20 protein-coding genes and 1 pseudogene are annotated in these 21,863 nt (G+C 40.4%); 9 read left to right on the top strand and 12 right to left on the bottom strand.

The genetic code is table 11. The features are described from left to right. Positions 1-183: 183 nt before the first annotated feature. The 7 genes from A7Q09_RS01885 to lptB all read right to left on the bottom strand — a co-directional run bounded on the left by A7Q09_RS01885 (position 184) and on the right by lptB (position 11,632). Positions 184-2,757, bottom strand: coding sequence for a DNA topoisomerase III (locus tag A7Q09_RS01885; protein ID WP_134389626.1), 2,574 nt, complete (start codon positions 2,755-2,757; stop codon positions 184-186). A 99-nt stretch (positions 2,758-2,856) separates the two neighbouring features. Beyond that, positions 2,857-3,081 (bottom strand): hypothetical protein, encoded by a 225-nt coding sequence (locus tag A7Q09_RS01880; protein ID WP_134389625.1) that lies wholly within the window; start codon positions 3,079-3,081, stop codon positions 2,857-2,859. 120 nt (positions 3,082-3,201) lie between these two features. Continuing rightward, positions 3,202-3,699: a DNA-processing protein DprA gene (locus tag A7Q09_RS01875; protein ID WP_244228459.1), complete on the bottom strand. Its 498-nt coding sequence runs from the start codon at positions 3,697-3,699 to the stop codon at positions 3,202-3,204. Between the two features lie 302 nt (positions 3,700-4,001). Beyond that, complete coding sequence (aroB, locus tag A7Q09_RS01870) at positions 4,002-5,084, bottom strand: 3-dehydroquinate synthase (RefSeq protein ID WP_134389623.1); 1,083 nt, start codon at positions 5,082-5,084, stop codon at positions 4,002-4,004. Continuing rightward, complete coding sequence (dnaE, locus tag A7Q09_RS01865) at positions 5,081-8,566, bottom strand: DNA polymerase III subunit alpha (RefSeq protein ID WP_134389622.1); 3,486 nt, start codon at positions 8,564-8,566, stop codon at positions 5,081-5,083. Before dnaE ends, aroB begins: the two co-directional genes overlap by 4 nt. Before the next feature lie 12 nt (positions 8,567-8,578). Continuing rightward, positions 8,579-10,558 (bottom strand): ATP-dependent helicase, encoded by a 1,980-nt coding sequence (locus A7Q09_RS01860; RefSeq protein ID WP_244228455.1) that lies wholly within the window; start codon positions 10,556-10,558, stop codon positions 8,579-8,581. Between the two features lie 90 nt (positions 10,559-10,648). Then, entirely contained in the window at positions 10,649-11,632 is a 984-nt protein-coding gene (gene lptB / locus A7Q09_RS01855; protein WP_208526659.1) for an LPS export ABC transporter ATP-binding protein, read from the bottom strand. Positions 11,633-11,768: 136 nt separating this feature from the next. On the opposite strand from lptB, the gene A7Q09_RS01850 reads away from it, so the two are divergent. The 3 genes and pseudogenes from A7Q09_RS01850 (at position 11,769) to tnpA (ending at position 13,384) form a co-directional block, all read left to right on the top strand. After that, positions 11,769-12,566, top strand: a complete 798-nt coding sequence (locus A7Q09_RS01850; RefSeq protein WP_134389621.1) for a chlorite dismutase family protein — start codon at positions 11,769-11,771, stop codon at positions 12,564-12,566. 29 nt (positions 12,567-12,595) lie between these two features. Beyond that, on the top strand, positions 12,596-12,886 hold the full coding sequence (locus A7Q09_RS01845) for a glutaredoxin family protein (protein ID WP_134389620.1): 291 nt from the start codon (positions 12,596-12,598) through the stop codon (positions 12,884-12,886). A 108-nt stretch (positions 12,887-12,994) separates the two neighbouring features. Further along, positions 12,995-13,384 (top strand): annotated as a pseudogene (gene tnpA / locus A7Q09_RS01840) (IS200/IS605 family transposase). Here the strand turns inward: tnpA and A7Q09_RS01835 are convergent. The 5 genes from A7Q09_RS01835 to A7Q09_RS01815 form a co-directional block, all read right to left on the bottom strand. Next, entirely contained in the window at positions 13,343-13,792 is a 450-nt protein-coding gene (locus A7Q09_RS01835; protein WP_134389619.1) for a hypothetical protein, read from the bottom strand. The pseudogene tnpA and the gene A7Q09_RS01835 sit on opposite strands and share 42 nt — an antisense overlap. A 687-nt stretch (positions 13,793-14,479) precedes the next feature. Beyond that, positions 14,480-15,052: a peptide deformylase gene (gene def, locus A7Q09_RS01830; RefSeq protein ID WP_134389618.1), complete on the bottom strand. Its 573-nt coding sequence runs from the start codon at positions 15,050-15,052 to the stop codon at positions 14,480-14,482. A 13-nt stretch (positions 15,053-15,065) separates the two neighbouring features. Further along, on the bottom strand, positions 15,066-15,488 hold the full coding sequence (locus tag A7Q09_RS01825; RefSeq protein WP_134389617.1) for a biopolymer transporter ExbD: 423 nt from the start codon (positions 15,486-15,488) through the stop codon (positions 15,066-15,068). A gap of 35 nt (positions 15,489-15,523) precedes the next feature. Beyond that, positions 15,524-16,198 carry a MotA/TolQ/ExbB proton channel family protein gene (locus A7Q09_RS01820; RefSeq protein ID WP_134389616.1) on the bottom strand — a complete coding sequence of 225 codons (675 nt, stop codon included), beginning with the start codon at positions 16,196-16,198 and terminating at the stop codon, positions 15,524-15,526. Positions 16,199-16,247: 49 nt separating this feature from the next. Further along, positions 16,248-17,465, bottom strand: a complete 1,218-nt coding sequence (locus A7Q09_RS01815; RefSeq protein ID WP_134389615.1) for a hypothetical protein — start codon at positions 17,463-17,465, stop codon at positions 16,248-16,250. 149 nt (positions 17,466-17,614) lie between these two features. Here A7Q09_RS01815 and A7Q09_RS01810 point away from each other — a divergent pair, with 149 nt between their 5' ends. The 6 genes from A7Q09_RS01810 (at position 17,615) to yidC (ending at position 21,850) form a co-directional block, all read left to right on the top strand. After that, positions 17,615-17,842: a PUR family DNA/RNA-binding protein gene (locus A7Q09_RS01810; protein ID WP_009058904.1), complete on the top strand. Its 228-nt coding sequence runs from the start codon at positions 17,615-17,617 to the stop codon at positions 17,840-17,842. 150 nt (positions 17,843-17,992) lie between these two features. Further along, positions 17,993-19,069 (top strand): polyprenyl synthetase family protein, encoded by a 1,077-nt coding sequence (locus A7Q09_RS01805; protein WP_134389614.1) that lies wholly within the window; start codon positions 17,993-17,995, stop codon positions 19,067-19,069. Between the two features lie 38 nt (positions 19,070-19,107). Beyond that, positions 19,108-19,281 carry a 50S ribosomal protein L34 gene (gene rpmH / locus A7Q09_RS01800; protein ID WP_134389613.1) on the top strand — a complete coding sequence of 58 codons (174 nt, stop codon included), beginning with the start codon at positions 19,108-19,110 and terminating at the stop codon, positions 19,279-19,281. Positions 19,282-19,345: 64 nt separating this feature from the next. Then, positions 19,346-19,705 carry a ribonuclease P protein component gene (gene rnpA / locus A7Q09_RS01795; protein WP_244228454.1) on the top strand — a complete coding sequence of 120 codons (360 nt, stop codon included), beginning with the start codon at positions 19,346-19,348 and terminating at the stop codon, positions 19,703-19,705. Further along, entirely contained in the window at positions 19,702-19,968 is a 267-nt protein-coding gene (gene yidD, locus A7Q09_RS01790) for a membrane protein insertion efficiency factor YidD (RefSeq protein WP_134389611.1), read from the top strand. The genes rnpA and yidD overlap by 4 nt, the downstream gene beginning before the upstream one ends. Before the next feature lie 106 nt (positions 19,969-20,074). Continuing rightward, positions 20,075-21,850, top strand: coding sequence for a membrane protein insertase YidC (yidC, locus tag A7Q09_RS01785; RefSeq protein WP_134389610.1), 1,776 nt, complete (start codon positions 20,075-20,077; stop codon positions 21,848-21,850). Positions 21,851-21,863 lie beyond the last annotated feature (13 nt).

Here is a 21,863-nt window from a genome sequence, read left to right as displayed (position 1 = left end):
TATAGCTTACGTATTCTCTGGTATGGAGCTGTTGACCAAAGAACATTGCTCTAATTAGAGAAAAAGTAGCCGTTTGGCTTTTCTAAAGCCTATTTTAACAATAGCTCCTCCTGTGGTTCAATTACATAATTCAAAAGGTTTTCAGAGAACCTAAGGGGGAGGTATGGATGAAGCGGATGGTCATTAATTCTTGCTTTTTGGAGATTGCTTCTTTTTAGTTTTGGAGGTTTTTTTTGCTGATTTCCTTTTTTTAGAAGTTTCCCCTGTTTTGGATCGGCTAATAGCTCCATTCTTCTTGCTTGCTTTGGCAGGAAATTCGAAGCTGAGCTTTCCTTGTTCGTTCAAAACAAGATGGGCTGAAAAGTTTTTCTTTCTCTTTTTAGATCGGAATTGGGTAAGAAGAGAGGTTTTTTTCTCTTTCAGAAGCTTTTGGACTTCCTCTCTGGATAATTCTTGACCAAGAATTTCTTTATTTATTCTAAATGTACACTTGCGGTTTCCATTATGCGAGGATTGAAGAAAATTGGTACAGGCATAGTATCCTTTTGTTTCCACTACCGATGCTTGATCCAGAGGGCAACTCCCAAGAGATTCTTCAGAAATAATTTCTTCGATGTTTTCTTGTGGATTCTTTTTTTCATAAACAAAACTGACATGACCACTTTCGTCGTCTAATTTTAAAGAGGCGCTAAAGGGATCCCCGCTTTTATTATAAAATCCTTTGAGAGGGCCAATTTCTTTGTTGGCAAGCAGACCTTCCAGTTCATTGGGAAACAACGGCCGTCCAGCGATATACTTTGTCAATCGAAAGGAGTTATCATGGGATCTATATTCATATAAGGTTTCTTCGATGGTATGCCCTTGAGGAGTAGAAATGGGAAGAGGTTTTCTAAAATTATCGATTGAACCAAAAGCTTTGACTTTTTCGACAATCGATTCGGTCAGTTGGTAGATTTCTTTCATGAATCTTTCTTGAGGATAGTTCCCCTTTTCCATCTGCTGTAGTTTAAATTCCCATTCTCCAGTAAGTTCAGCGGATCTTAAGGTATGGATATTGATGGCTTCCAACAGTTCTATGAGAGCAAATGCCTTTGGGGTAGCCAAAAGTTCTTTTCCCTTTTGCCTTCGAATATAACCATCTTCTATCAATCCTTCAATAATTGCAGCTCTGGTTGCCGGGGTTCCCAACCCTTTTTTCGACATGGCTTCCCGAAGTATTTCATCTTCAACAAGATTGCCTGCACTTTCCATGGCTGAAAGAAGGGTTGCTTCTGTAAAATGAGCTGGGGGTTTTGTTTCTTTAGTAACGGTTTCTAATGCAATGGCTAAAACTCTTTCCCCTTGCTCGATTGGGCAAAGTGATTGTTCCTTTTCCTCTTTATTTTCTATAGATTCTACGGCTCCATAAACTTTTAACCAGCCAGCAGATCTAAGGCTTTTGCCTTCGGTTTTAAAAGCTTCCTCTTCGATAATTGTAATCCGTTTTGTTACATCCCATTCGGCTGGAGGATAGAAGGAAGCCAGAAATCTTCTTACAATAAGTTGATAAATTTTTTCCTCACTAGCATTGAGGGATTTGGGGGTATTAGTTGTTGGAATAATAGCAAAATGATCGGAAACCTTCTGGTTATTAAAGATCCTGTTCTTTGGATTCACCCATCCATGAGTTAAGATTTCTTTAGCAAAAGCTTGAAATGATTCATTAGAAAGACTTTTCAGCACTTCCTTAACTCTCTCGACGTAATCTTCGGGAAGAAATTTGGAATCCGTCCGAGGATAAGTAATCAGTTTGTGATTTTCATATAAGGATTGCGCAATCTGTAGGGTTTTCTGGGCGCTGTAGCCTAAACGATAATTAGCTTCTCTTTGAAGTGTTGTGAGGTCAAAGAGTAAAGGAGGAGACTGTAAGGAAAGTTTTTTTTCTTCAGTGGCATTCCCCCATTTGTTTAAGCATTTTTCCACAATTTTCTGACATTGTTCCTGATTCCATAGCCGTTCAGGGTGATTGTCTGCTTTGTCTGATTGAGAGTTTTTTTCTAAAAACCATTTCCCTTTATATTCTCCTTGAAAGGATCGAAATGTTCCCACGATTTCCCAATAAGTCTGTGGTTTGAATTGAAGGATTTCTTTATCCCTCGCTACAACCATTGCTAAAGTCGGAGTCTGCACTCTACCGACGGAAGTCAACCTAAATCCATTGGATTTGGAATGGATGGCTGTAAGGGCCCTTGTTCCATTTATGCCAATAAGCCAATCGCTTTCTGATCTTGATACTGCTGCACAGGCCAATCCCTCTACTTCACTTAGTGCTCTTAGATTTCTAAAAGCTTCGATAATGGCTTCTTTGGTCATCGACTGAAGCCAGAGCCTTTGTATGGGCTTATTGACATTCGCATAGCGAATGAGATACCTGAAAACAAGCTCTCCTTCTCTTCCGGCATCGCAAGCATTGATAATCAGATCAATGTCCTCTCTGTGGAGCAAGGAAACCAGAAGATCGAGTCTTTCTTTTGATTTTTCTATCGGTTTTAAGGAAAAGGAAGCTGGGAGAATGGGGAGATTAACCAAAGACCATTTTTTGTGTCGAACATCCATTTCCGCAGGCAGACAGAGTTCAACGACATGTCCGACTGCTGAACTAATCACCATCTTTTCATTTTCATAAACCGCATGCCGTCCTTTAGGAAAACCTCCCAAAGCTTCGGCAATATCCTGAGCCACACTCGGCTTCTCTGCAATAACCAATGTTTTACCCATCTCGTTCTTTTGTTTGTTTTGCTTATTCAATGATATTTATTAAAATATTTTACACAAGAAATCTAAAAGCATTTAAGTGAGCCATTCTAGTTTTTCCCTTTACAAAGTCCGGTCATAACGCCTTAAAGGAAGTTGACAAACGATTTTTTTCGTCCCTAATCGATTTAATACAGAAAAAAGGGTAGCAAGAGCTAAGCCTGTTTTTCTGACCAATTCTTCTATAGAAGTTTCTTCTGCTTCCATGGCTAGATACACCTGTTGTTCATCCTTAGAAAGTTTAATTTTTGAAGCTCTTTCTTTATCCCCTCTCTTCGAATAGACCAAAGGGGATAGATAACTAATCTCTAAGAATAACTAATCTCTTCAAGAATATCCTCTAAGGCACATACAAGCTTTGCTCCCTTTTTGATAAGCTGATTGGGGCCAAAAGCAAAGAGATTGTCTCTACGACCAGGAACGGTAAAAAGTTGTCTGCCCTGTTCCAGAGCTATTGAGAGCAGTTAAAAGGGAGGTACGTCCCTGGACAGCTTTCACCATCACCCCAATAGATAAGCCACTAATAATCCTATTTTTGAGAAGAACAGTAGATCGGCTAGGTGCTGTTCCAGGAGGAAATTCACTAGGGATCAATCCTTTTTTCATGACCTTTTCTAATAATTCAAGATTCTTTTGAGGGGGATGAAACCAACCCAGTCCTGAACCCATTATGGCCCATGTGATTCCCTCTGCAGCCACAGAGCTCACAGTTGAGCGTGGGTAGCTTATACCCAAAGCACCATCTGAAATGATACCAAATCCTACCCTAACAATTTGATAGGCGAGTCTTCTAGCTATTTGGATGCCATAAGGGGTTAGATTTCTGCTTCCCACAATGGCAATACCACAGTTCCGTTTTTCTGGAATCTGTCCTTTGCAATAAAGCATTAAGGGCGGAGAATCAATAGCTTTAAGTACCGAAGGATACGTAGGGTCCTCGTAACAAATTGCCTCTATGCCAAGGTTCCTATACTAATTGATTTTCTCATTAATCTTCTATTCATCAATAGGCAGGAAAATTTTCTGAGTGATTTTTTGGCTTAAACCACATTTTTCAACAATCTCTTTTGATGTAGTCTTGAAAAACATTTTCAATGCCACCACAATCGGTGATGATTTTTGCTTCCGGATCCTATTGCCGGGATTTGTAAAAATCGAAGATAAAGTCGAACTTTATATAATAATCATTGTTCATGCCAACAGTTCGATTAGCTCCCTTGTAGGATTTCTTTTAGTAGGCGGTCAATATCGGCTTTTTTTACCTCTTTGCTAATAACTGGAAAACCAATAGACTGAAGGAGAATCCAAGAATTAACGCCTTGAACTCTTTTTTTGTCTACAGCAAGGGCATGGAGGATTGCTTGTTTGGAAAACCCCTTAGCGATCAGAGGTAAAGAGTATAATCGCAAAATGTGTTTTAATCTTTCAATCGAAGAAAGTGGAAACGACAATAACCAATTGGAGAGCAAGCAGGCAGCATGCATTCCGATAGCAACGGCTTCACCATGCAAAAGATCTTTATACTGGTTGGCTGCTTCTAGGGCATGTCCTAGAGTATGGCCAAAATTGAGAATAGCTCTTTTCCCAGTTTTTTCTTGTTCGTCTTCGCTTACTATTTTTGCTTTGATTTCAACACTTCTTTTTATCAGATCGAGGAGATTGGCTTCCTCTTTTTTTTCAATTTCCTCCAGCAACTTTTCTTCAGCAATCATCCCGTATTTGATGACTTCAGCCATACCTGCACTGAGGAGTCTTGGCGAGAGCGTATGCAAAACTTCAGGATCGATCCATACTTCAAGTGGCTGATAGAACGAGCCAATTAAATTTTTCCCTTGAGGAAGATTAATGCCTGTTTTTCCTCCAATAGAGCTGTCAACCATTGCTAAAAGGGTTGTAGGAATGAGAATGAAAGATATTCCTCTAAGGAATATAGAAGCAGCAAATCCAACGAGATCGCCTGTAACACCACCGCCCAAAGCGAGTAGTGTACTTTTGCGATCCAACTTCATTTCTGCAAGCCTTTTGACAATTGCTTCTAGAGTCCTAAAACTTTTTGATTTTTCTCCCGAAGCAATAGAAATAATCCCAGGCTTGAAGCCATAGCCTTTCAGTGAATCGATTATTTGCAGGGCATAAGTTTTGACTGCTTCGTCATGTAAAAGAACGACTCGGTTTTCCAAACCTAATTGGGAGGCAAGCAAACCACTTGACTGTAGGAGGCCTCTGCCTATCCGAACCAAGTAGTTTCTACTTGGAGTCGATACCCTTATAATAAGACTTTCGTTATTCATGAGTAGGGAAGAGAGCTTTGCTTGGAATGATCGTAAGAAGATTTATTAAATTTCAGTTTTAAGGAATCTTGAGGGAGCAGAGCAGTTAACTCCTGCAAAAGGGAAGGCAGATGAGAAGGCAAAACATTAACATTAAAGGTTTCGCCGGTGGCGATTTCACATACGACTTCTTTTGTTAGATACCTTAATACAACAGGGGTATTGCCTGGATGCTTTAAAAGAATATCGTGAAGCTTCTTCCAGTGGTTTGGAGTCCAGTTTTCTTCAGCAATGGTCAAAAAAAGCCTAGGTTTTAAGTGCTCAATAGCTTCTTCTATAGTAAAAAGATGTGAAGATCGAATCGAAATACTTTCTTCTTTTTTATTTATCTGAGCATCTACAATAAAAGCCTTTGCTCCCCATTCATTGGTAGAAGTCGCTTGGAATGCGTCGGAAAAAAGAATGGCTTCGATATGTCCAGTCTGATCTTCGAGCATAAGCTTCAGATAGGGTTTTTTGGATTTTTGGGAAGTCTTTTTCTCAATTTGAGTGATAACTCCAGGGATGTAAAGCCGAGTATTATCCGCTAGCTCTTGCAGCTGGGAAATTGGGATTTGTTGGAATAATTTGATCAGAGGCATCCATTCATCAATTGGATGACCACTTAAATAGATTCCTAATAGTTCCTTTTCCCATTGGAGCCGAAGGTTCAGTGGATACTCTTCGGCTATTTCAGAAGCCTTAGGATTGTTCTCTTTGGGTTCTTCAAAAAGACACTGTTGGCCACTTAACCTTTCTTTGGAAGTTTTGTTTCCTTGAGCCATTGCCTCTCCAAGACTCTCAAGCAATTCTTTTCTACTTTTTCTAAGGCTATCACACGCACCAGATTTAATCAGACTTTCTAAAAACTTTTTATTTAATGGACAGTCAAGATGCGCACACAGCTCATACAGGGAAGCAAAATCGCCATGTTTTTTCCTTGCTCGTACTATTGCTTCCGCAACAGACTCTCCTACGTTTTTAATTGCTGAAAGTCCCCAGCGGATCGCTCCATTTTCTACTGAAAAGCGTACCTCGCTTTTGAGAATATCGGGTGGTAAAACGGCAATACCCATTCGTCTGCATTCGGAAACAAGTTGGGAGATTTTTTCGGTATCTCCTAACTCGTTAGATAAAAGCGTACAAAGGTAAAATACAGGGTAGTTTGCTTTGAGATAAGCAGTAACATAAGCCAAATAACCATAACAGGCGCTATGAGCTTTATTAAAACCATAACCAGCAAACTTTTCCAGCGTTTCGAAAATCTGATTGGCCTTTTCTTCAGGAATGTTGTTTTTTTCCTTGCATCCTTTGACAAATAGGCTGCGATGCTTTCGCATTTCTTCAGGCTTTTTTTTGCCCATGGCTCTTCTCAGAAGATCTGATTCTCCTAAAGAATAACCAGCCAAAACGCTAGCCGCTTGCATGACTTGTTCCTGATAGATCATAACCCCGTAGGTATCCTTTAGAATCGGTTCTAAAAGAGGATGGTCATAGGTTATAGGCACCTTGCCTAACTTTCTTTCAGCATAGGCAGGAATATTTTCCATTGGTCCTGGTCTATAAAGAGCCACTAGAGCGATGATATCTTCGATATTTCCTGGTTTAAGTTTTTTAGCTAGCTCAACCATACCCGGTGATTCCAGCTGGAATACCCCTACGGTCCATCCAAGTCCCAAAAGCTCGTATGTTTTCTTGTCATCAAGGGGAAAACGATTTGGATCAAGTGTTTGATTTTCCCCGCTTTTTTTTATAAGCTCCAAGCATTCAGAAATGACAGTTAGCGTTTTTAGCCCTAAGAAATCCATTTTCAGCAGTCCGATTTCTGCAATAGGTTCCATGGACCATTGAGTCACTATTTCTTCATTATCTCCGCGAGAAAGAGGGACAAAATCCAGCAGATCTCCATCAGAAATAACAACCCCAGCTGCATGCACACCAGCCTGTCTAGTTAATCCTTCCAGTTTGGAGGCGATATTGAGAACTTCTTGGCATTGTGGATCATGAGCATAGAGTTGTTGGAGGAGCGGATTCAGTTCTTTGGCCTTCTCTATGGTCATTGACGAGTCAGTTGGGATCATCTTGGCAATACGATCCGCTTCTTGATAGCTTAGACCCAGCACTCTAGCTACATCTCTTACCGCCATCTTTGCTCCCATCGTCCCAAAAGTGATAATTTGGGCGACAGATCTCTCTCCATATTTTTTTCTGACATAATCAATAACCTCTGAACGGCGGTTATAACAAAAATCGATGTCAATATCAGGAGGTGAAACCCTTTGTGGATTGAGAAATCTTTCGAAGACCAATTTATACTTTAAAGGGTCAATATCAGTGATTTCTAGGATATAGGCTGTTAGGCTACCTGCTGCACTGCCTCTGCCTGGACCTACAGGAATGCCTTCTTTTTTGGCATAATGGATAAAATCCCAGACTATTAAAAAATAACTCGAAAAACCTGTCTTTTCTATAACGGACAGTTCATAATCCAATCTTTCTTTTATTTTCTCCTTTTCCTCTAGGTTCCTGTCGCCATATCTTTTTTCTAAGCCTTCATAACAGAGCTTTTTTAAATATTCTTCTTGACTATAGGGAGCAGGAGGATGATAGGCAGGAAACCGGTTTTTACCTAACTCAATGAAAACATCACATTGGTTGGCTATAGTCAAAGTGTTTTCTAGAGCTTGAGGATATTCCTTAAAAAGCTCTTCCATTTGTTGGGGGGATTTGAAGTAAAATTCAGCGCAAGGGTATTTCTTTCTTTTAGTGTCATTGATCTGGCTGGCTGTTCCAATACAGAGTAAAACATCATGGTATTGGGCGTCTTCTTGCTCCATGTAGTGGACATCATTAGTAGCCACCAAAGGCAGTCCCAAACTCTTAGAAAAATCGGCGAGCACTTCTCTTATTGTGGCTTCTTCTTTTAAGCCATGGTTTTGTATTTCTAAATAAAAGCACTCGGGTTCAAATAGACGGCTATACTCTTCGGCAAGCTTTTTAGCCGCTTTGATGTCTCCTTCCAAAATCTTTTGTGGAATCTCTCCATTCATGCAGCCACTCGTACCAATAATCCCTTGGCCACATTCTTTAAGCAGAATCCGATCGATTCTGGGTTTGTAATAGAATCCTTCTAGATGAGATAAAGAAATGAGTCTTAAAAGATTCTTATACCCTTGTTGATTCTTAGCTAAAAGAGTAATATGGTAGATTTTCTCTCTACTGCCTTTGCGGTCAAAGCGGCTTCCAGCAGTTATATAAGCTTCACAGCCGATGATGGGTTTGATGTTTTCTTGAATGCAAGCTTTGTAAAATTCGATCGTCCCATAAAGATTTCCATGATCAGTGAGCGCTACCGCTGGCATGCCCAACTCTTTAGCTTTGTTGACGATATCTTTGATTCGAGCAGATGCATCAAGAAGACTGTATTCTGAATGGAGATGGAGATGAACAAAGCCCTCACTCATAATAGCAATAGATTAAGGCAGTTTTACTTCGACCAAAAGATTTTTTGGGATTTCTTCAACAAAACGTGAGGGGAGATAAAGAGTTTCTCGATAGTTAAAAGACCTACTGCAGGGATAACATAGAAAAAGTTGATCTTTTGCTCGTGTTGCAGCGACATAAAAAAGTCTTCTTTCTTCTTCAAGGAGTGCTGCATGCTTTAAAGAATAATTTGAAGGGAATAGTCCATCGCACAGCATAATCAAAAAAACTATTTTCCATTCCAATCCTTTGGCTTGATGGATCGTACTTAAACGTACCCCATTTTTTTCCTCCTGGGCTGTATCCACTCCTGTTAACAAGGAAACCTGGGAAAGAAAGTCTTCGGTGGCATCGTAATTGGAAGCAAAACTAATAAGCCCTTCAATGTCTTCAAGTCTTCTCTGATAGCTGTCATAAAGGACTTTTAAATGCTCCATATACACTCCATTAAGAACAGCTTCGAGTTGTTTGGAAGGATTATTTTCATACTCTTTAGATGCTAACATCTTTTGGAGGTCTAACCAATTTTTCCATGCCTTTGAGGAGACTTTGGGAGGGCTGAGTTTTTCTATTGACCCGGTGATAGTTATATATTCTTCCCAAAGTTTCGACACCGTTTTTTGTCCAACTCCAGGAAACATTTTTACAATTCGTTTAAAAGCAGTTTCATCGTATGGATTGATGTAAAATCGTAAAAAGGCACAAATGTCTTTTATATGAGCTTGTTCAAAAAAACGGATGCCACTAGTGATTTCAAAAGGAATCTTTCTGCGGGTCAATTCAAGTTGGATTTCTAATGCGTGAAAATGTGCTCTATAGAGAATAGCGATTTCGTTATAATTGATGCCCTGGGCTTTAAATTTTTCGATATGATTTGCAATCTCCATTGATTGAGTAGAAGCCGTTGAACAGCTGAGCAGAAGCGGCTTGCTTTCTTTGAGACTATTCCTAATGGCTTTTAATTCTTTTGGAAATTGGAACTGATTGCCTGCTATGGCTGCATTGGCTAAAGCTAAAATTTCGGGTGTGCTTCGATAGTTTGTCTTTATGTTAACGACTAAAGCTGATGGGTATTTTTTAGGGAATGTAAGGATATTTTCAATTTCTGCACCGCGCCAGGAATAAATGCTTTGAGCATCATCTCCTACCGCCATGACTTGATGAAAGCGTTGAGCGAGCATATCGATGAACTCTGCTTGAATCCGACTGGTATCTTGATATTCGTCAACAAGAATGTATTCAAAATAAGATTGATAAAAGCGACAGATCTTTTCATTTTCTTGAAAAAGTTTTACCGTATAGGATAGGAGATCATCATAATCTACAAGTTGAGACTTTTTTTTCCGTTCGTTGAAGAGTTTCTGAAGCTTTGAAATGTCTTCAGCATAAGTAGAAAAATGTGGGAAAGCTTCCTCGATGATTTTCCAAAGAGGCTTTACTTTATTGACTGATAAAGAGAAAATTTCAAGCAGGGCTTCTGGAGAAGGAAAAAGTTTGCCACTATGCTTTATATTCAGTTCTTGAATACATTCAGACAATAGACTTAGGGAATCTTCCCTGTCTAGGATCGTAAAGTTTTGCTCGAAACCTATGGCTGTAGCGTGATTTCTTAAAAACCTATTACAAAGATGATGAAAAGTACCTCCCCAAATTTTGGAGGTATCTGTTCTTACAAGCCGATCAACTCGGTGGAGCATTTCTCTAGCAGCCTTATTGGTAAAAGTGGCTAGAAGGATATGGTCGGGTTTGATTTGTTTTTCGATCAGATAGGAAACCCGATAGGTTAAAGTACGAGTTTTTCCGCTTCCAGCTCCTGCAATAACTAGGATTGGACCAAGTGGAGCGGTTACCGCTTTTCTCTGTTCTTCGTTGAGTTCAGATTCGTAATCGATCACAGGCTTCTTTTCTTTATCTTTTTGTAGTTTTGTATGGAAAAAATACTTAGGGTTTTTTAAAAAACCTCTTCTAAGCACCTCTCCTATTGGAAATGAAGAAATATAAGAATGAAAACAATAAAGTACAATTCGACTTTTTATTGGTAAAAAATAGCAAAGGAAGAGATTTTACATGCTAAATCGAGGACCAAGATAGAGTTCTCTTGTGATAGGATCGTTGATTAAAAATTCACTTGTGCCGTGGCTCATGACTTTTCCTTCATATATAAGATAAGCACGATCAACGATGGATAGAGTTTCTCTGACATTGTGGTCTGTTATGAGCACACTAACGCCCCGTTCTTTTAAACTTAAGACAAGCTGTTGCAGATCATAAACAGCCAGTGGATCGACTCCACTAAAAGGCTCGTCAAGCAGTAAAATCGAAGGGGAGGTTGTTAAGGCTCTTGCTATAGAGAGCCTCCTTTTTTCCCCTCCACTCAAAGACATCGCAATGGTTTTTTTTACTTTCTCCAACCCAAAATCACGAATAAGTTCTTCGAGCCGATGCATTCTCTCTTCCTTGGATATATCCAAAAATTCAAGAATAGCCATGAGATTTTCTTCTACCGTTAGCTTTCTAAATACCGATTCTTCTTGAGGAAGATATCCTAATCCTTTTCTAGCTCTCTTATACATCGGCATTTTTGTTACGTCCTCATTTTCAATAAATACCTTTCCTTTTGTTGGCGTCACTAAGCCTACAAGCATATAAAAGGTGGTTGTTTTACCTGCCCCATTAGGACCTAAAAGCCCTACAATTTCTCCTTTGTTAACAACAAGATCCACTCCATTAACCACTTTTCTTCCACCATATTCTTTCACCAGTTGAACAGATCTAATGAGGGCTTCACCACTTACTCCTTTGGAGGATGGACCTTTGGAGACCAGTTGAGTAGTGGACTTGGAAGAGAGAGTTTGACGTGGTTGTTCTAAAGATAAGGGAGAAGCATTGGAAGAGAAAGGGGAGGGGAGTTGGGTTTTTTGTTTAAAGGTTTTTAAGGCCTCACTTAAGGAATGAGAACGCATGGTATTGATATAAAGACCATTTGGATTTTTAGATAGCTCGTTGGGAGATGAAGGAGAACTATTCCCACTATATTTTGTATTCATTATGGAAAAGGCAGCTGAATTAGCATTTAGAAAGTGATACTTTCTAATACTATTTTTTGCTCAAAAAAATGTAATTATGCCATAGATACAATGCATTCTACCAAGTATTATGCAATCCAAAAAGGAGTTTTTTTAAATGAATAGATTGAAGGCAAAAGAAGGGCTTTTTGTTGTTCATTTGTTCTTTTCGATTGATCATTGGAAAAGAAAAGATGGGCATGTTCATCCAGATTTTGAAGTTGAAATCGGTTCTATAGTTGACCGAATGAAAAAGGAAGAAGGTTTTCAAATCGCAACTTTTTGTATGCTGTGTCATTGTGACATTGGATTTATGATTCTAGGACCTGATTTGCATAAAATGCAGGAGTTTGAAAAAAGTCTTACAAAAACTTTTAGCTTAGATGGTTGGAACCTTCATTATTCTTTTTTTTCGATGACAGAAAAATCCGAATATACTACGACAAGAGAAGAGTTCGAAGAAGAATTAATTGCTTCTGGCATTCAACCCGGAACAGAGGATTTTTTGAACCGAATGAGTGCTTTTGAAAAAGCTATGGAGTATTACACCACGGTTCGGCTGTATCCCACGTTGCCTGATTATCCCTTTTTCTCATTTTATCCAATGAGGAAAAAAAGAGAAAGCGGTCAAAATTGGTATGCTCTTGGATTTAAAGAGAGGAAGGAGTTGATGAAAGGCCATGCGACAGTAGGCAGAAAATATAGTGGGAGGGTCATTCAGTATATCACTGGATCTACGGGGCTTGATGATTGGGAATGGGCGGTAAGCTTATATGCAAATGATCCATATGATATTAAGTCGATCGTTTATGAAATGCGTTTTGATCCAGTGAGCGCTAAATTTGCAGAGTTCGGTTCGTTTTATTGTGGTTTGCAGATGTCTTTAAATGAAGCAATAAAAAGAGTTCAAAGATAAGAAGCAACCAAAGAAAGTTTTAAAAATGCATGAAAGAGCCAAAAATCATCCTTTACGTAAAAGAAGGCTGTCCTTGGTGTGAGGAAGCTGAAGATCTTTTAAAAAGGTTTGGCATTCGTTACCAGCGTATCGACGTCTTGAAAGACAGGGAATCTTACCAGCGGATGGTAAAGATTTCTGAGCAATCCAGAGCTCCTACACTGGAATGGGAAGATGAAGTTCTTGCCGATTTTGGAGGAAAAGAACTTTTGGATTTTTTTCGCAAAAAAGGGATAAAAGACATACCCGAGAAACAAACAGGAGATAAGGGATCAAAATGACCAAATGCGGCCGCCGCCTGCCCCTGGCAACAGCCATGGGGATAAGGCAGGTTAGGATTTTTCCCGTTAGGGGTTGAATTATACATCCATGTGTCTTATAATGGCTGAGTGGAGTACAAAACGAATAAAAATGTGGTCTACTCGTGCAAGTACCACGTCGTGTGGACGCCGAAGTAGCGGCCGGTACTCGTTCAGGGGGTCGACGTGCGGCTGAAGAAGATTCTTCAGGACATGGCGGCGGAGCGTCGTGCGGAGATTTTCAAATTAAAGATCATGCCGGATCACGTTCATCTGCTTGTCGAAGTGGATCCGCAGTATGGGATTCATAGGCTCATCCGACAGATGAAAGGTCGGTCATCACGGCTCCTGCGGCAGGAGTTCGCGTGGCTCAGGAGCCGCCTGCCGACGTTGTGGTCGAATTCGTACTTCGTGTCCACCGTAGGCGGCACTCCCCTTTCAGCCATCAAACGATACATCGAGAAGCAAAAGAATGTCTGAGAAGAATCGGGAACAGGCGCTGTCTTGTGAGAGTCGCTCCGGGTGCTGGCTCTCATGCGCAAGAGCCAAGACTGGCAGCGAGCCAGCCGCGAGCCACAAGCGTGGAAGCGCACTGCGCTCAGACGTGAGATTATCGACTGATTCGACTTCAAGCAGTCGGCTTTCGAGCGGTTCGCGATCGCCTGCCGACGCGGCTGTGCGACTGGCGATCACCTCAGTCCACATGAAGCGCAGACAGTGGACAAGCGTGCCTTCTACGCCATTCAGAAGTACGCCGTAGGACTGCGCGGCAGGCCTCGCTTCAAGGGATACCGCGAGCCTCCACTCGATCGAAGGCAAAAGCAACGCGGCAGCGATCCATTTCCGTGTCGGCAAGATCGAGTGGAAGGGCATTTCGATCCCAGCCATGTTCGATCCTCAGGGACCGCGACGGCTGGCAAGCCGCCGCACTCTCCTCCGAGACGAAATACTGCCGTGTCATTCGACGGAGGATCCGGGGCCAGGACCGCTGGTAGGTGCCGCTCGTCCAGAAGGGGACGACGCCTGCGAAGACCCGGCAGGCGCGCGATGAGGAGAACGCTTGCCCTGATATCGGCTCTTTTACAGTTTCGATCGTTGGGGAGACCGCAGCTTACCAGGAGAAGTTTTTCCCTAGGGTAGAGCAGCCCTGCCGCAAGCTTAGGCCCGTCCAGAGAGCGTGTTTGGCCGTTTGCGCCGGGCAACCAACCCGGACAATTTCCATGAGGACTGGACAGTGAAGAGAAAGGCGCTTAAGAGGTGGATCGCCTCCTTGCGGTATCGGCTACTTCGAGGAACAGCTTAAAGAAACTGAGCGCGGGGCGGCCGCCGAAAGGGAATGCCAGCCGCCGATGAGAACGGGCACGTCGTACCGATTGGCTTCTCAAGCAAGCAGGAGGGGCGCGAGGAATTGGCGTATCTCATCCCTAGCCCCCCCTGGCTTCAGCCATGGGTGGATCAGTTCTACTATTTTGAATTAGAAGGCGAGGTGTATTGGCAGGGCTAATGGACAAAGTGGAATGACAGTTATGCCTAAAATCATGCTTCTATTTGCTTCGGTGTCGCTACAAGTTTTAATTACTCCTTATCCTTACTGGATAGAATAGGTTCTCCTCGTTTGATTTTTTCGAGGTCTTCTTTGATTGTTTTCCTCTGTTCAGCTGAAAGATAATCAATAAAAAGTTTTCCCTGTAAATGATCGTATTCGTGCTGAATAGCAATGGCAAGAAAACCACCGGCTTCAAATTTTAGAGGTTTCCCATTAAGATCGTAGGTATTGAGCTCAACTCTTTTCGACCGAGGAACATCAATACGAAGCCCTGGAAAGCTTAAGCATCCTTCATTGCTTATTTCTTTGGATCGAGTGTATTTTATGGTAGGATTGATAAGAAAAAGCGGCATATGCTCTTCGACTGGAACAGGTTTTCCGCCAATAAGCAAGGAAGAAGGAATTTTAGAGTTGCTGACATCAACCACGGCAAACTGAAGGGCTTTACCTATCTGTTGAGCGGCTAACCCAACCCCTTTGTAAAAGGCCATGGTTTCAAGCATGTCAGAAGCTAAATCTTTAAGCTGTTGATCAAAGGCCTCGATTGCCTTTCCTCTTTTTCTCAGAATCGGATTATCGTAGAGTATAAGGTTTAATATCATAATGGAAACAAAATTAATTCCGGTTGGTTTTATCCTCTTCTGCAGTAAATGTAGGTAAATTTGGGATTCCTGCAAATTTGACTGCATCCATTACTTGGATGATTATTTCGAAAGGTGCATTTTTGCTTGCTTTTAAGGCAATTTTGGTGTCAGGATTTTCGGTAATTGTTTTTTTCAATAATTCTCCGAGATGCTCGGGTTCTACAGGTTTATTATCTAGAAAGATTTTCTTGTCTTCGGTAACGAAGATAATTTTAGGAAGATCGGATCTTATTGGTTTGGAACGAACTGAATTAGGTAAATCGATTTTAACGGCAGGTTCTTCTCTTTGAAAAGTTGTCGTTACGACAAAAAAGAGCAAAACAATGGATAGAATGTCGATTAAAGAAACTAAGTTAATTAACGGTCTTCGATTACTTTTAGGTCTGAATTCCATGTTTTTTGTTATAGAAAAAAATATTTTTGAAGCTGTCAATATTCAGGGGTAGGGGCTTCCGTATAAATTTTTGCTAAAAGCTCAGAACAAATATTTTCCATCTCAACAGCATAAGCTTCAACTTTTCTAGAAAAAAGACTGTGAGCAATTAAGCAGGGAACCGCAATTCCCAATCCTGCAAGGGTAGTGTGAAGAGCTTCAGAAATTCCATGAGCTATTGCCGCTCCTTGGGTTGCCATGCCATGGGTTCCGACATTACCAAAGATAGTAATAAGTCCCGATAAGGTGCCTAGCAAGCCAAGCAAAGGGCCTATTCCCACAATAATTTCCAAAATAACTAATCCTTTTTCCAATTGAGCTATTTCAGAGCGGGCTTTGACTTGAAGAGCTTCAGAATTCTCGAATTTCGACCAAGTCATATTTTGTAGACAAAGATAAACGAGCCGACTCAAAGTGGACTTTTGATCCTGACAAAGTTTTTCTATGCGTTCGGGATTTTCTCCCCAGCCAAGCTCTTCAATGGCTTTGACTAATTTCTTTGGAATAATTTTCGAACGACGTAAAGAAAAGGACCTTTCAAGAATGATTGCTAGTCCGATAATCGAACACAGAATGACTGGATAGATGAATAGACCGCTTCCTTCGATAAAATTCTTTATGGCAAAATAAGATGATAGTTGGTTCCAGTTAAAAGAGATGGCAAACGACATAAGCTCTCCTCAAGCGATATTATTCAAAAAAAATAGCACTGTTCTTCTATTAGTAAATGGTAAAGGTAATTTCTTCCCAAAATCCATCTCCAATCTGTCCTTTCATGGCTTCAGAAAAAGGACCGAAAGGGGCCGATAAACGAATAGAATCAAGAGATATTGATCTTAAAACTTCGGTTATGCCATCTTCACTGATAACTTGGAGACTGCTTATAGTACCATCGGATTGGACATAAAACCGAACTCTGACTGAGCCTATGGCAAGCAACCCCATATTTTGTTCTACTTCTAAGTACCATCTGGAGCCAATAGCACGATAAAGTCTTGCTTTATATCGACCAAGCTCGGTTTCACGTGCAGAGGGAGAAACAGGCCCTAGTTCAGCTGTACGTCCTCCGGAGATTTGCATTCTATGCTTTTCAAAGGATTCAGGAGAAGGAGGGGGATTGGGGGGAGGACTAAATTGGGAAGAAGAGTTGGGTTGGCTAGGATCCGTTTGTTTGGAAGTGGTAGAAGCTGCGGTTGCATTTTTTGAAGTTTCCTTTTCGGTGGCTTTTGCTGGCTCTTTGGGAGTTTTGTTCTGAAAGGGCATGAGAGGATCTCCATTTGGATCTTCTTTCTTTAAAAACTCTTCAGATGGTTTGTTAATCTCTTTGAGAAGTTTTTCTAGCACTTTGGAGGGGTTGTCTTCGGAAGGTTTTTCTGTAGGGGTTGGCTCTTCAGATTTTGTAGTCAGTTTTTGATTGTCTTTCTGGAGGTGATTTTCTTTAGTCTCTTGCTTGGATTTGTTTTCCATTTTGGCTTCATTGTTTGAAGAAGCTTGATTCTGTTGGTTTTCTTGTTCTATTTGTTTTGTGGGAACTGCTTGTTTTTGAGCTGGAGTGGATCGGCCGCTAGGCCTCGGAGGGGAAGGCCTTGAGGCAGGCTGATCAATATAGCTCATTGATGAGCGGGGATCTCCCGAAAGTTGAGGAAGAGGAGAGTCCGGTTTTTGCGGAGCTTCTTGGCTCCTTAAAGCGGTGGAACGATCGGATTGAAGAAGAGCGTGGGGGTCAGGATGATCTGTTTTTTGCCATTCTTCGGTAGGAATAAAACTTTCAGGTTGGACCATTTCAAGCATGGTTAAGGTTGGTGGTGGGGAATCAGGAGGAGGAGTTTTTGGAAAAAATTGTTTTAAAATTCCCGATCCTAGAAATAAAGTAATAGCCAAATGAATAACAAAAGAAAGGAGAAGGAAACCTCTTAGATGTGATTTTTGTTTAGTCACAATAAACGATGCTTTATGGCACAAAAAAATATTTTGCACATTAAAAGAGAAAAGGCAAAGTATAAACGGTTTCTTTTAAAGATCAAAAACGAGGATTTGACAAATAGGCGTTTTAAACATTACTCTAAAACCAGCGAGGAGTTCTAGAAATGGATGGCGAGCAAAAAAACATAAAAAGTGAAAAAATTACTGTTGAAAGAAAGAACTTCTTCTTTGATCTAAAAGAAAATGGAAGGGGGAGGTTTCTTCGAATTACTGAAGATGTAAGAGGAAGAAGGGATGCAATTATCATTCCTGCACCTGGATTGGAAGAATTTAGAAAAGCACTCGATTCCATGATCGATGCTTGTAAGGATTCTTCCAATGCAACGGCCTAAAGGGTCAAATTGGTTTGAAAGCTGCTATTGCTGTTAGGCTAACCAACTTGACGCAAGGGGACGGCTTGTATTTATCTTATGGTTTTTCTTTAAAAGAGAAAAACTGATGGGCAATTTTACTAGAGATATCAGTGGCGCTGGCTGCTGTTTATGATCGAAAATAAGATCGCCCGCAACAATGAAGCAAAGATGACAATATTTAAAAACAATGCAAAACCGATTGCATCAAAACCGGATATTTTTCATAATTTGACAAGTCAACTCAAAGACTATCTTGGCTGGATAGACAGGGAAATTTTAAACCAAGCGGAAGAATTTGATGCGGGTGTTGTTCCATTCTTTCGCTATGTTTTAGAGAGTGAAGGCAAGAGAATTAGGCCTCTTCTTGTTTTGCTTTCTGCAAAGGGAAGTGGAGGAATAATTGAGGATCATCTTTATCTTGCAGTTGTTGTTGAGATGATCCATTTGGCGACTCTTGTCCATGACGATATCCTTGATGGGGCTTCTATGCGTCGAGGACTTCCTTCGGTGACTTCCAGATGGGGTTCAGAAATTTCAGTACTTCTTGGTGATAGTTTGTTTGCACAGGCTCTTAAGGTATGTTGTCGGCTGCATCCTGACATTATTAAAAGTGTGGCTAACGGTGTCTGTGTGGTTTGCAGCGGAGAGATTCTTCAGACAAGAAGACGATTTGATTGGAATTTATTGGAAGAGGAATATTTGAAAATCATTCAAATGAAAACAGGCGAACTCTTTCGTATTCCATGTGAACTTGCCGCAAGACTGAATTCGGCTTCCCAATCTATTTCCGAAGCTTTGGGCAGATATGGCCAAGCACTAGGTTCATCCTATCAAATTTATGATGATTGTTTGGATCTTTTCGGAAATGAAGAAAATGTGGGAAAGACATTGGGAACAGATTTAGGAGGAGGGAAGTTGACTTTGCCGATCCTTTATCTTTACCAACAAGGCTCCGAGGAAATGAAAAGAACCATTGTCGAAATTTTTGAAAATGGCGTCTCTGAAGATTGGGAAAAAATTCAATTATGGATCGTAAAGGAAGGAGTTCTCCAAAAGACGTTTCAGACGGCTATGAATTTCCTTGAGCAAGGGAAAAAAGAGCTAGATCACTTACCAGAAAGTGATGAGAAAGAATATTTGCTCGATGTGGGCAATATTTTAGGAAAGCATTTAGCAGAACTTGTCAATGCCCAGTCAGTATTATAGTGTATTTATTTTTAATTTGTTAAAATGGGAAGGATCTTATGAAAAGGACATACCAACCCTCCAAAAGGACAAGAAAAAGACAGTATGGGTTTTTAAATCGTTCAAAGACTAAAGGTGGCCGATTAATATTGAAAAGGAGAAGAAAAAAAGGGAGATGGCGGTTAGTCCCTAAAAACACAGAAAGAAAATTTAGTCGTCACACTTCTTCGTGATTTTTTTTTCCGAGCGTTTTAGCTTTTAGTATATTTGATGGTCTATTTTGGTTGCTCAACCGGCTTGAACAATAAATTACCGAGGCGATTCATTGCTAAAAAAAAAGACGAAATTGCCCTCTTTTTTTCTCATGGGAAAAAGTTTTCTTCTCCTTTTTTTATCCTTTTTCTTTTACCAAGAGAAATCGATTCTTTTCCTAAAGTTTTTTTTGCTGTTTCGAAAAAGATCCGCGGAGCTGCCAAAAGAAATCTTATTAAAAGAAGAATGAGGGAGATATTTAGACAACACGCCCCCTTTAAGCTTGTGCCCTACTCCTTTGGTTGGATTGCAAAAGAAAGGATTTTGACCGCAAATTTTAAAGAAATGAAAAAAGATATGATCGAATTAGGCGAAAAAGCGATACATTTTTTTAATAGAGTATGAAAAAAATAATTTTTTTTCTTTTATCCTTTTACAGATACGGCCTAAGTTCGATTCGTCAAACCCTTGGAATTTATGGTGTTTGTCGGTATCATCCAACCTGTTCTCAGTATTGCAAAGAGGCGGTACAGAAACATGGGGTGATAGTAGGGCTATTACTTGCATCCAAAAGGTTGCTGAGATGTCATCCTTGGGGAGGTAAAGGATGGGATCCTGTTCCCGATGAGGTAAAAATCTCTCAGAAAAAAATCAGGATAAAAAAATAAGTTTCATCTAGAGTAGAAATTTTTTTTAAAATGGAAAAATCTCTTGTAAATATCGATAGAAGAAAGGAATCTTGGTTTTTCTTTAGTAATTAACAAACTATTTGTTATGGACAAAAAAGGTTGGATTGGTTTTGGCATTTGTCTTGTTTTGCTTTTGGTTTGGCAAATCTACGTTGAATATCATTACGTTAGGAACCAACCAACTCAGAGTGAGCAATCTCCTTCTTCGCTTCCACAGTCTTCTGCCTCTGAAGAGCTCTCCACCAACGCACCTGCTCCTAAGGATCATGAGGAAAGCCCGGTTCTAAGTCCCCTTGAAAGTTTCGAAAAATCACCTGCTCTTGGAAAAGAAACGCTAAGTTATCTTGAAAACGATAAAATTCGTGTGGCTTTGACTTCATGGGGAGGAGCAATTCAAAATATTGAACTAAAAGAGCACTTTTTTCGAGGTCCAAAGGGAAGAGAAAACATTCTTTTAAATCGTTTTGATGAAGAACCTCTACTGAATCTTTCTGGTTGGGATGGGAAGTATCATCTTAGTGGATATCAATCCGAAACTAAAGAGGGGAAAGTCATTTTTAAAAGAGATCTTTCTGGAGGAGTAAGCTTGGAAAGGGTTTTTACTCTTGGTCAAGATTACCAGATTATTATGGAACAGAGGCTTGTCAATAAATCTTCAGCTTCCGTAAATCTTCCAGCATCAAGACTCAATATAGGTTTAGCTTCTCCAATCCATGCCAAAGATGCGATCCAGACTCTCGCAGCTAACTGGCTCACTCTCAAGGGAGCTCGATTTGGTCGCATTGGCCTTCCAGACTTCAATCCTGCAGGCTTCTTAGGATTGTTTTACTGGAGAGGTCCTCGAACCGTTATTACTAGTCCGACAGAATCTCTCCGTTGGGCCGCTGTTAAGAACCAATATTTTACCATTGTTGTTATTCCTCCATCGAGTCTTCCTCCCTTTCAAATTGAAGCTATCCCTGTGGAGCTTTCCCAATTTCCTTTGGAACAGCAAGGCCAAAGCCGTATACCGGTAGGTCTAAAAGCCTGGGCGCGTTTTTCAGAGCTATCCTTAGAACCAAACTCTATATTAAGCGTTCAGTTTAAAGTTTATAGTGGCCCTAAAGAATATGCCCGACTTCACAAACTTGGTGATCATATTGAAAAAGTCATGGAGTATGGGATGTGGGGATGGGTAGTGAAACCCTTGGTGTGGTGCATGGTCCATTTTCACTCTTTCATCCCTAATTATGGCTTAGACATCATTCTATTTACCTTACTACTGAAAGGGATTTTTTGGCCGCTACAATCAAGCGCAAACCGCAATATGAAAGCCATGCAAGCGCTTTCTCCAAAACTCAAAGAACTTCAAGCACGCTACAAAGACCAGCCTGATAAGATGCAAGCAGAAATGATGAAGCTTTATAGAGAATATGGAGTGAATCCTCTTGGTGGTTGTTTACCAATGCTAGTTCAAGTACCCATTTTTATCGGTTTTTATACAATGCTTCAGGGTTCCGTCGAATTAAGAAACCAATCTTTTTTATGGATTAAAGATTTAACGCAACCAGATACTGTTTATCATTTGTCGATGCTTAATTTGGATATTAATCCTCTGCCATTAATAATGGTTGGTACACAAATTCTTCTGTCTCGGATGACTCCTCAAGCTTCAGACAATCCTCAATTAAAAGTTTTTCAATGGATGCCTGTCTTTTTCCTTGTATTTTTCTATAATTTTGCTTCGGCTCTGTCACTTTACTGGACAGTTAATAACTTAGTAACAATTGTACAAACTTATCGAAATTTGAAAAAACCTCTCCCTGTTTTACACCGGGTTAAGAAGCACAAAGCCTCTCATAAAATTTCGTTATTGAAATAAAATCATTCATTTT

The sequence above is a fragment of the Methylacidiphilum sp. Yel genome (genome assembly GCF_004421185.1).
GTDB lineage: Bacteria > Verrucomicrobiota > Verrucomicrobiia > Methylacidiphilales > Methylacidiphilaceae > Methylacidiphilum.
The sequence above is the reverse complement of the archived record's forward strand: the minus strand, read 5'-3'. Positions and strand labels throughout refer to the sequence as shown.